A 10,379-nucleotide genomic window follows, 5' to 3' on the forward strand; every position below is an offset into this window, starting at 1 on the left:
TTTAATAACTAAAATTCAATTTATCTAAACCTGCTTTGACTTCTTCATCTTTCATGAACAAATCCCAAAGCAAGGCTGTCCTATAATTTTCTATCATCAATATAATTGGCCCTTGATCTATTGCCAGGTAAGAATCTGCAAACCAATTTTCTGTCAGGTTAAAGGCATCATAAAAACCATAATCACCCCAAAGCTTATTTCCTACTTTGTAGTAAAAAAACTCGAGTGCTTTAATGGATTCCGTAGGTAGGTATGGCATAGAAGAAAGTGCAGCAGTTGGGGTAATCACTCCTCTGTCGTTCAATGGTGAATGTGCAGAATATCCTTCATGATTATCACTAGCCGTGAGTCCCCAAGAGTTTTCATTATACCCAGCATAATCCAAAGGATTAGTTATGGAATACATTCTGTTGATGTATGTATGATGCTTGCTTTGTTTCCAATAATCAGCATACTGATCTGATAGATTCCTTGGATCTAGCCCTAAAAATGAATAATGAGAAAAGAACATTGGGCCTCCAAAATCTTCCCCCAGTGGTAATTCTACATTGTAAAATCTATTTCCGTTTCGCATTGAGCCATTTCTAGCCCAACCTGAATCATAAACTCGTTTGCTAATTGGATATGTAGGTGAAGCAGCTGCAAGGACGTAGGTAATAAGTGATTCATTATATCCAGAAATCCTCAGGTCCATCGCCCATTGATGCTCTGGAGACCAATGCCAATAAAGCACATCTTGATTTCCTCTAGTATACCAGCTCCACTCCACTTCTTCCCATATTTTTGTAATCTTTTCTTGTATTGCTTTTTCCAAAGGGTTCGAATCGTCCAAATACTGCCTTGCTGTGAGTAAGCCTTGAATCATCAATGCTGTTTCTACCAAATCTCCTCCATTATCGAATTCCGAGAAGGGTAAAGCTCTGCCTGTATTTCCATCTATCCAATGTGACCATGCTCCATGAAATCTATCGGCATTATCCAAAAAGTTTACAATCTTGGAAATCCTTTCTATCCCTTGCTGCCTGCTAATAAAACCTCTCTCAATACCCACCAAAATAGCCATCACACCAAACCCTGAACCACCTACAGTCACCAAATTGCCAGAAGTATTTCTCTCTCGAGCCATGCCACTATTTGGATGAGCAAAATCCCAAAAATACCTAAAAGTTTGCTCTTGGACTTTAGTCAACAAATCATCTATAGGTAATCTTGGAAAAACATCCTCCTCCGACGCTCTTGTATAAAAATCAATTACTACCCTTTCTTTTAAATCTCCATCTTCACTTTTCAGCCCAGGTTCAATGATGAATTGATATTTTGCAAAATAATCTAGAGGTGTTGTAGGCTTTAAAAAAACAAAAACCTCATTTATTGATTCAACCTCTAACTTAACACTTGAGTTACCTTCTATTTTAAAGATGTTTTCAAAATTTTGATTCTTGTCTATAACACTTGAAAACCTTGCTACTATTATAGAAGACGTATATGCATCTATATACTTACCTGAGCTAGTCCTTTTTGATCCAAAAAGATCAATAGACTCTATTTCCACTCCACTTTTTATCGTTTGAAAAGTTATCTCAGTATGAGAAACAAGCTCTCCATTAGTACCTTTTAATCCCACAAATTCAATTCTATAAATAGAGTTTTGCTGCAATAAGCCGTCTGGATATATAATGATTTCTCTATTATTTGATACAAGGCTTAATGAAAAATTTACATCTTCAAAAGCAGATTGACCCATTACAGACAATTTGATGTTGTTTTGTGTCGAAGCAGCATCTATTGCCCCTGAAAAACGAAAAACTAAAGGTTTATCAAGTGGAATATCTTGGTAAACTAAACTGTTTACTATTGGAGTACTATTATCGATTAGAAAGTCGGTAAGGATAATATTTGGTAATTCCTTATTTTCTTTACATGAAAAAAGAAGAAGAATAAATAATGGCAGGTAAAATTTTGAAATATTCATGACATATTAAGGGTGAGGTGATTTGCAATTAATTAAGGGAGGATCTGGACACACCAAACCCTCCCTGTATGTCAAAATTAGAGAATTAATTATTCATTATGGCTTCTCAGCTTCAATTATAGTTTGAATCTCAGTTTGTGTCAATGCCTTATTGAATATTCTCAATTCATCTATCAAACTTTGTGTAGAAAGGTGTCCCCACTCTGAAAATCTCGGAGCCCCTGAACCTACCGACAAAAGATCACATCCTGTCCAATCAATTCCTGAAAAAGAACCTTGGCTTACGACCTCACCATCTAAGTAGACAGCTACATTTGAACCTGAAATTGAAAAAGCGATGTGTACCCATTCATTTTTGCTTGGGTCAATATCTGCTGCCGCTCCACCGTCAAACCAGTTGTCGCCAGAACCATTTCCAACATTCAATTTTATCCTTTGCATAGACCCTGCTGCTTCCCTAAACAATCTAAATCCATGATTTCTAAAATTTTGGTTGGTAGGATTATTTGGATCTGGTGGCCCCATCACCAAAATACCTGCTCTATCAGGACTAGGATTAACTTTGTACCAAAACACAGCTGAGAACTCGTCATTAGTAAGACCAGTGGTAGGAAGTGTCAAATAACCACTGCTACTACCTTGATACGCTCTTCCTACGACACCAGCTGTAGCAAAACCTGGAGACCCGACGATCGTTGCTTCTTCTACACTTACTAGCTCAAGGTAATCACCATCAAATGGAAGGTAGAAAACTTCATTGTCATAAACTGGCGAATATGGCTCTACTTTTTCGAAGTTAACAGTTTCTGTGGTGGATTTCCCTGAAAGATCTTTTGCTTCGATCACAAGTACATGATTCCCATTTCCCAATTGCTCATGGACAAAAGTTTTTACAAATCTTCTATAATCAAGAAATTCACTAACCTGAAGGATTTCTGTTCCATTTAATCTTACTACTACTGATTCTATTTCGATATCGTCAGACACCACAAAATTGATATTTAATGTAGTTGTTTCATCAGGAACTCTGATCTGGGTTCCTTCTAGAGGGAAATTTATCACTACTGTAGGAGCTGCCTCATCAGAACCAGGAGCTACGGGTACGATATCATCTGTGTATGTTCCATCGCATCCAAAGGCTATCAAACCCAATGCAATTAGATATATATTTAATTTTTTCATTTTTAGTTTCTTTAGGTTTTTCAATCAACACTTAACCTTGAGGAGTATCACCAGTCAATTGAGGTAATATATCTACTTGCTCCAATGGATATGGCAAGTATTTATGGATACTCTGCTGGAAATTTCTGCCACCAAAATTCAATTCACTTCCTCTATCATATCTCATCAGATCATAGAATCTGATACCCCATTCCATACCAAACTCTGCAAATTTCTCATCCAGAACTACATCGAGTGTAACAGTACTTACAGGTCCCAAACCAGCTCTACTTCTTACAAGATTAACCGCCTCAGCTGCTGACAAGGATGATGAGTTGGCTCCATTGACAATAGCTTCAGCATGCATGAGAAGAATCTCAGAATACCTGATCACAGTCAAGTTTTTATTTGTTCCATAAGTAAATCTTCCTGGGGTAAGCTGGTTACTTGGAAGATAATGCTTTCCGCTCATGAAGTTATACCTTGGGTGGTTGTTGAATACATCTCCGTCAGGAGTAACATTGGAAATCCAAGAAGGTAAATTTGCATAGTTTGGATCTGATTCGATTTCAGCAATTCCATCTGGGGTAAAGATCACAGTCGTTTCCAATCGGGTTCTTTCATTTCTATCTAGCATAAACTTGACGTATTTTGAAGTGGGTGCCCAGAAACCCCATCCTGTAGAAGCCCCTGCTCTTGCCGGAGTCCAACTAGAAGGTCCAAAAAATGAGAAATTATATTCAGTAACTGTACCTGTTGCTGTACCAAAATCAGAATACTGGAATTCTAGAACATTTTCTCTGTTTAACTTTCCCGGTATTTTGAACAATTCATAATAGTCAGACTCTAAGGCAAACTGGTTTGAACTGATAATTTGACTGGTGGCATCTGCTACTCCCTGCCAGTTTTTCATTTCCAAATTTGCTTGTGCCTTTATCGCCAATGCAGTTGCTCTTGTCATTCCACCTCTGATATCAGATCTCTGGTTAGGATGTACATTTGGCAACAAAGGAATTGCTTGATCCATCTGTGTCGAGATATAAGTCATTACCTCTTCAAAATTAGATAACTCCACGTCAAACAAAGCTGTAGGCTGAGAGCTTTCAGGAATCAATATCGTTCCCCAAAGTTTGGCCAATTGGAGCAACTCAAAAGCTTTCATCACTTTGATTTCGGCAATATACTGCTCAGCAGTAGCGGAACTTGCACCTGCTTCTTGGTACTTTCTGATTTCTTCCATTGCGCCATTCCAATAAAGAATATCCGTGTAAAGGTTCAGCCAAGAAGAATTGTACATCCAGAAATTCCTGTCATATCTGAACATATCTGTTTCGGTAAGAGGAAACTGATCGCCCGCAGGTGTCACATCATCTCCCCTTACACTTAATGTTGGAAATGTTTCCCATTGTAAATCGTACAATTCGGCATAAGCTCCATATAATAACAGAATCATGTTTTCAGACTGTGAATAATCTGTCTCTTCTGCAATAACTTGATTTTGTAAAGGCTGATCCAATTTATCAGAGCAGGAGGATAAACTCAAAATTCCTGCAAAAATGATTGCCATTCCACTTTTTATATATTTAATATTTTTCATGATATGTCTCCCTTCTTAAAATTTAACATTTAATCCTACTGTATAAACTGCAGGGATTGGATAAACTTCTCTATCTATACCATTGGCAACTTCTGGATTGAAACCATTGTAATTAAACAAAGTCAATGGTCTTTCTGCAGTAAAGGAAATTCTTGTTTCAGGCATCTGCAATCCGAAAAGAGGTTTGTCAATTATAGAATAGGAAACCCTTACATTTTGGATTCTAAAATATGACCCATCTTCAACAAAATAACTGCTCATATTTTGATTCCAACCTTTTCTCAATCCTGCTGCTGAAGGATATAAATTTGATGTGCCTTCACCTCTCCAAAGATTGTCTGCCAAATTCGCATCGATATTGGTATCATTTGTAAAGATCATTTCCCCTCTTTTTCTGTTAAGAATACTAAATCCTGACTGACCCTGAAACAATGCAGAAAAGTCCCAATTCTTGTATCTAAAGCCAGCATTGAAACCATACGTCAATTCTGGAAGGAAAGAACCCAACACTGTTCTATCCAAATCATTGATAATCCCATCACCATTCAAATCCTTAAACCTAAAATCTCCAGGTTGAATGTTATTCTCTGCAATAAATTCCTGTGTGTATCCACTGTTGTTTATTTCAGCTTGATTTTGGAAAACTCCATCTACTTCATATCCGAAAAAAGCTTCGAATGGCTGTCCAACAATGGATCTCTGACGAAACTCAGCTGATCCACCATCCAAATATTGAGGTCCACCAAGGCTCAAAACTGAGTTTTTCAAAGTAGCTAAGTTACCTGAGACATAATAGGAGAAGTTTTCTGTCACTTGGTCATTCCATCCTAAAGTAACTTCAAGACCTTTGTTACGGATTTCTCCAACACTTCTTCTTTCCGTTGCCCTAAATACCGGAGGAATAATATTCACTGCAAGATTTCTAGTATCTCTGATAAAGTAATCTGCATCCAAGGTTAATTTGTCATTTAAGAATCTTGCATTGATCCCGATATTGGTTTCAACGGTAGTCTCCCATCTGTCAATCAAATCAAAGGTAGGATTGAGTCTTCTTCCAAAAACCAATGCATTATTGAGTGCTACACTATTCTGACCGTAAGTAGGACGCCCTACAGCCGGGTTGATAGCATCATTACCTAATTGCCCCCAAGAACCTCTCAGCTTCAAGAAATCTATCCCTCTGACATTGAAAAAACTCTCTGAGGTCAAAACCCATCCAGCACCAAAAGTTGCGAAATTTCCCCATTTCTCTTGGAACTTGTTGTTTCCATCTCTTCTTAATGTCGCATAGAGCAAATATCTATCGTCATAATTGTAGGCCACCCTACCGAAGTATGACATAAAGTTTAGACTAGCACCTCCATCACCTATTCCATTTAGATTGAAGTTGGTGGAATTTGAAAGATACCAAAACTCTTCTTGGTCTCTATTAGGCTCAGGATTTAGACCTTGGCCTGCTGCAAATAAAACCTCGTTGTATTCAGATCGAAATGATTGTCCAAGGACTACAGTAAAATCATGCTTTCCAAACCCATCTGTATAAGTGAAGAAGTTATCTATTATTTGGTTATATGCAGCAAAATTTCTTCTGCTCATTCCTGACTGATTTTCAGTAACACCATCATTATATGCAAAACTCATATTTCTTGCATTAACCACTTCAATGTTATAATTATAAGCAGTCCTGAATTTCAATTTGTTTGGAATAATTTCAAAATCTGCAAAGAAATTACCCATTACTTTTGCAACATGATTTCTTCTGTCAGTGTATAACAAGCTGTAGTATGGGTTTTGGTTATTTCTATAGCCTATTTGTTGGGCATTGGATAGACCAAAAGGTTCGGCTGCAGTATTCAACTGATCATATACCGGAAGTATAGGCACTGCAAAATATGATCTAAACCAAGCACCATTATCTGCATTGAATTGTCTAGCAGTACTGATGTTTACATTACCTCCCACAGATAGCCAATCTCTTAAATCAGAATCTAATTTCACTCTGAAATTCAGCCTTTTATATTCATTTCTTGTTTCATTCAACAATCCCTGCTGTTCGAAATAACTACCTCCAATCGAGTATCTGGTTTTTTCACCACCTCCATTAAAAGTCAATGAATGATTTTGAATAGATGCCGGACTCATGACCTCAGAATACCAATCTGTATTTACATCTGGCAGACTTGGATCAATCCTGCTTCTTCCATATCGTTGGATTGCATTGTTTACAAAAGCAATATCTGCTGCACTGCCAGTCTCATTAACATACCCAACATATTGTTGTGCATTAGCCATTTTCAATACATTCTGAGGATTCTGAATCCCAACATAACCATCATAGATTATCTCTGGTTTTTGGTTATATTTTCCAGACTTGGTTTCGATCAAAACTACACCATTGGCAGCTCTTACCCCATAAATCGCAGCAGCAGAAGCATCTTTTAATATATTGATAGTCTCAATATCTCCTGGGTTAAGGAAATCAATATTGTCAAAAAACATCCCATCTACAACATAAAGAGGTGCTCCACCCCCTTCGAATGAACCTACACCTCTGACACGAACTGTTGGAGAAGCACCAGGTGCACCATTGGAAACTATCTGAACACCTGCTACCCTACCTTGCAAAGATTGCATGGCTTGAGCATTTGGCGTTTTCACAATATCCTCTGTCTTTACAGTAGATATAGATGAAGTCAAATCCCTTTCTTTGATGGTACCATACCCGATCACTACCACTTCATCCAAGGAAGTTTGATCTTCAAGCATCTCTACATTGATAGTATCTGAATTACCTACTACAAATCGTTGCTTTTCGAAACCTACAAATGAAAACACCAATGCCTGACCCTCCTCTACTTCAATGGAATAATTCCCATCTATATCTGTAACAGTTCCATTGGTAGTCCCTTCAATAACTATCGTCACACCTGGAAGAGGTTCGCCGGTACCATCAATAACAGTTCCTTTTACAGTTATTTTTTCTAAAATTGGAATAACAGAACTTGAATTTTTCCTGTCCTTTCTGACATCAATACTATTGTTGACTTGTCGGAATGAAAGTGAAGTTTGCTTAGCTACTTCTACAAGAAATGATTCTACTGTGCCTGCACGCTTCGAAATGGTAATTTCTGTATCAAGTTTGATATCCTTCCTGTCAAAAGAAAAATTATAAGGCGTGAGACTTTCAACTTGATTGAAGAATTGACCAAGGCTTTGACCTCCATTTTTGAGTTCGATGCTCACTTTGTCTATAGACTTATATTGTCCATTGGCAGCTGTGGCAAGAACAAAATTGAGCGTCAACAATTGAAATGCAAATCCATATATAAAATATTTGGAAAACATATAAATGACTTTTGTTAAATTTATTTTCATATTTTAATGGTTTATTGAATTGAACGATTCGATAACTCGGTTTGCAGATAATTCCATTCCCCAATGTTGCTTATCTGCCAAACCCAATTCCGGTCAGTAGATACCTGTATCTGCTGACCTTCTTTTTTGTATTTTCTTATCTTTTCATAGTACTAAAATTTGATTTCCACTTGTTTATCTTTTATTTTAAAATCAAAATGCTCTACATAAGACATGCTTTTGAGTACAACTTCCAAGGATTGATTCTGATACTCGCCAGAAAACCCCCAAACTACACCGGTAGAATTGATCAATTTGATATTTACTCCATACCATTCTTCCAGTTTTTCTTTCACTTCCTCCAGCGAGTTGTTGTAAAATATTAACCTCCCTTCTTTCCATGATAAAACTGCCAAAGAATCAAAGTTTTTTACTTCATAAATATTATCAACCCAATTGATGATTATTTCTTCACTTGGATATAAAATCATTTTTTCAATCTCTATTTTCAAATCATCCACTTCTACTTTTCCTGTCAAGAGCGATATCTTTACATATCCCTCCTCTTTGGTATTGATATTAAATGAAGTCCCAAGGGCAGTTGTAATACTATTCTTAGAAATCACTTTGAAGGGCTTTTCTTCGTCTTTGGCTACATCAAAAAAACCTTCTCCAATGAGCTCTACTACTCTAGTAGTATCAGAAAAAATCTCCGGAAAAATCAATTTACTATTGGTATTTAACCATACCCTTGTCCCATCAGGCAGCGTAAAACTCAGTTTTTCTCCTACTCCAGCCTTCTTTTCAATGAACAGGATCTCTTTTGCTTCTGGTAAAGAATAATTCCAAGAATAAAAGGACCAAGAAATCAATACTGCGAAAATGAAAATGGCTGCAACCCTAGAAAACTGCTTGAGATTAAACCATCTAAATATGCTTTTTTTCTCAACTAAATCGGCATCGTGTATTGCGGTCTCTTTTAGTATTTTTGTTAGAATATCTTTCTTTAATGCTTCATTAGGGATTTTATCTTCAAACTTCAACCCACTTATTAATTCCCTCGCTTCTTTAAAAGCAGGTAATGCTTCTGGATTAGATTCCAACCAATTTTTCCAATAAATCTCTAGCTCTTCATTAGGTGATTTGACCCACTTAACAAATTCGGGATTCATTAAAAAACTTTCTTTCGTATACATTTATAAATAGGCTTTGAGTTGTCTTACAAATAGTAAAGGCAAAAAAGTCAAAAATGACACCTCTATTTTTTAAGAATTTTTAAGATTTTTTCAAAACAATTAATAAAAGGCAAAAAAGATAAGAAATCAGGGCTAACGCCTCTCGTGGTGTACGGGAATCTCATTTTACTACGAAGATTGCAGGGCTACGCCCCTATTTGGATGGCAAGATTTTTTGAAAGGATGAAAATGTTTGAGATTTGCCATTTTTTAAAAAGTTAGAGGTAAATAAGATAAAAGCAATAAGGTTTTAGTTTTAATCCTGAACTCAGGTTCTAACCAGTCAATAATTATCCTGTGACTGACCTTTGGGGGCGTAGCCATTATTTCTTAGTAAAAAAATTAATGTTAAATGATACCATCGGGGGCGTAGCCTACTTTTCTTCGTAGAAAAATTTGGACCGATTGATATCCTGAGGGGCGTAGCCCTGATTTATGAAAGCATCATGATTTGAATTGAGATTTCAGGGCTAACGCCCCTCGTGGTGTACGGGAATCTCATTTTACTACGAAGATCGCAGGGCTATGCCCCTATTTGGATGGCAAGATTTTTTAAAAGGATTAAAATGTTTGAGATTTGCCATTTTATAAAAAGTTAGAGGTAAATAAGATAAAAGCAATAAGTTTTAGTTTCAATCCTGAACTCAGATTCTAACCTGTCAATAATTATCCTGCGACTGACCTTTGGGGGTGTAGCCATTATTTCTTCGTAGAAAAATTAATGTTATATGATACCATCGGGGGCATAGCCCACTTTTCTTCGTAGAAAAATTTGCACCGATTGATATCCCGAGGGGCGTAGCCCTGATTTATGAAAGCATCATGATTTGAATTGAGATTTCAGGGCTAACGCCCCTCCTGGAAGAGGATGGCTCCGTTTTGCTACGAAGATTAAAGGGCTACGCCCCTTAATTTGGATACGCAGGTTATTGATTTTTAAAAAACTGTATGTTTTCTTGCTGAATTTAAAAAAACCAAAAATACTCATAAATACATTTGGGTTACTCTTGGGGGCGTAGCCCACTTTTCTTCGTCAAAAAATTTGTACCGAATGTTGTCT

General features: G+C 36.9%; 5 protein-coding genes. All 5 read right to left on the reverse strand.

All coding sequences use genetic code 11. The features are described from left to right. Nucleotide 1 precedes the first annotated feature (1 nt). The 5 genes from MM213_RS18950 to MM213_RS18970 all read right to left on the reverse strand — a co-directional run bounded on the left by MM213_RS18950 (nt 2) and on the right by MM213_RS18970 (nt 9,280). Nucleotides 2-1,972, reverse strand: a complete 1,971-nt coding sequence (locus MM213_RS18950; protein WP_241414464.1) for a glucoamylase family protein — start codon at nt 1,970-1,972, stop codon at nt 2-4. Nucleotides 1,973-2,068: 96 nt separating this feature from the next. Next, nucleotides 2,069-3,154 carry a LamG domain-containing protein gene (locus MM213_RS18955; protein ID WP_241414465.1) on the reverse strand — a complete coding sequence of 362 codons (1,086 nt, stop codon included), beginning with the start codon at nt 3,152-3,154 and terminating at the stop codon, nt 2,069-2,071. A gap of 31 nt (nt 3,155-3,185) precedes the next feature. Continuing rightward, a complete protein-coding gene (locus tag MM213_RS18960; RefSeq protein ID WP_241414466.1) occupies nt 3,186-4,730 on the reverse strand; it encodes a RagB/SusD family nutrient uptake outer membrane protein in 1,545 nt (514 codons plus the stop codon). A 15-nt stretch (nt 4,731-4,745) separates the two neighbouring features. Continuing rightward, nucleotides 4,746-8,105, reverse strand: a complete 3,360-nt coding sequence (locus tag MM213_RS18965) for a SusC/RagA family TonB-linked outer membrane protein (RefSeq protein ID WP_241414467.1) — start codon at nt 8,103-8,105, stop codon at nt 4,746-4,748. A 152-nt stretch (nt 8,106-8,257) separates the two neighbouring features. Next, nucleotides 8,258-9,280 carry a FecR family protein gene (locus MM213_RS18970; protein WP_241414468.1) on the reverse strand — a complete coding sequence of 341 codons (1,023 nt, stop codon included), beginning with the start codon at nt 9,278-9,280 and terminating at the stop codon, nt 8,258-8,260. Nucleotides 9,281-10,379 lie beyond the last annotated feature (1,099 nt).

The organism is Belliella alkalica (assembly GCF_022549785.1).
Lineage (GTDB): Bacteria > Bacteroidota > Bacteroidia > Cytophagales > Cyclobacteriaceae > Belliella > Belliella alkalica.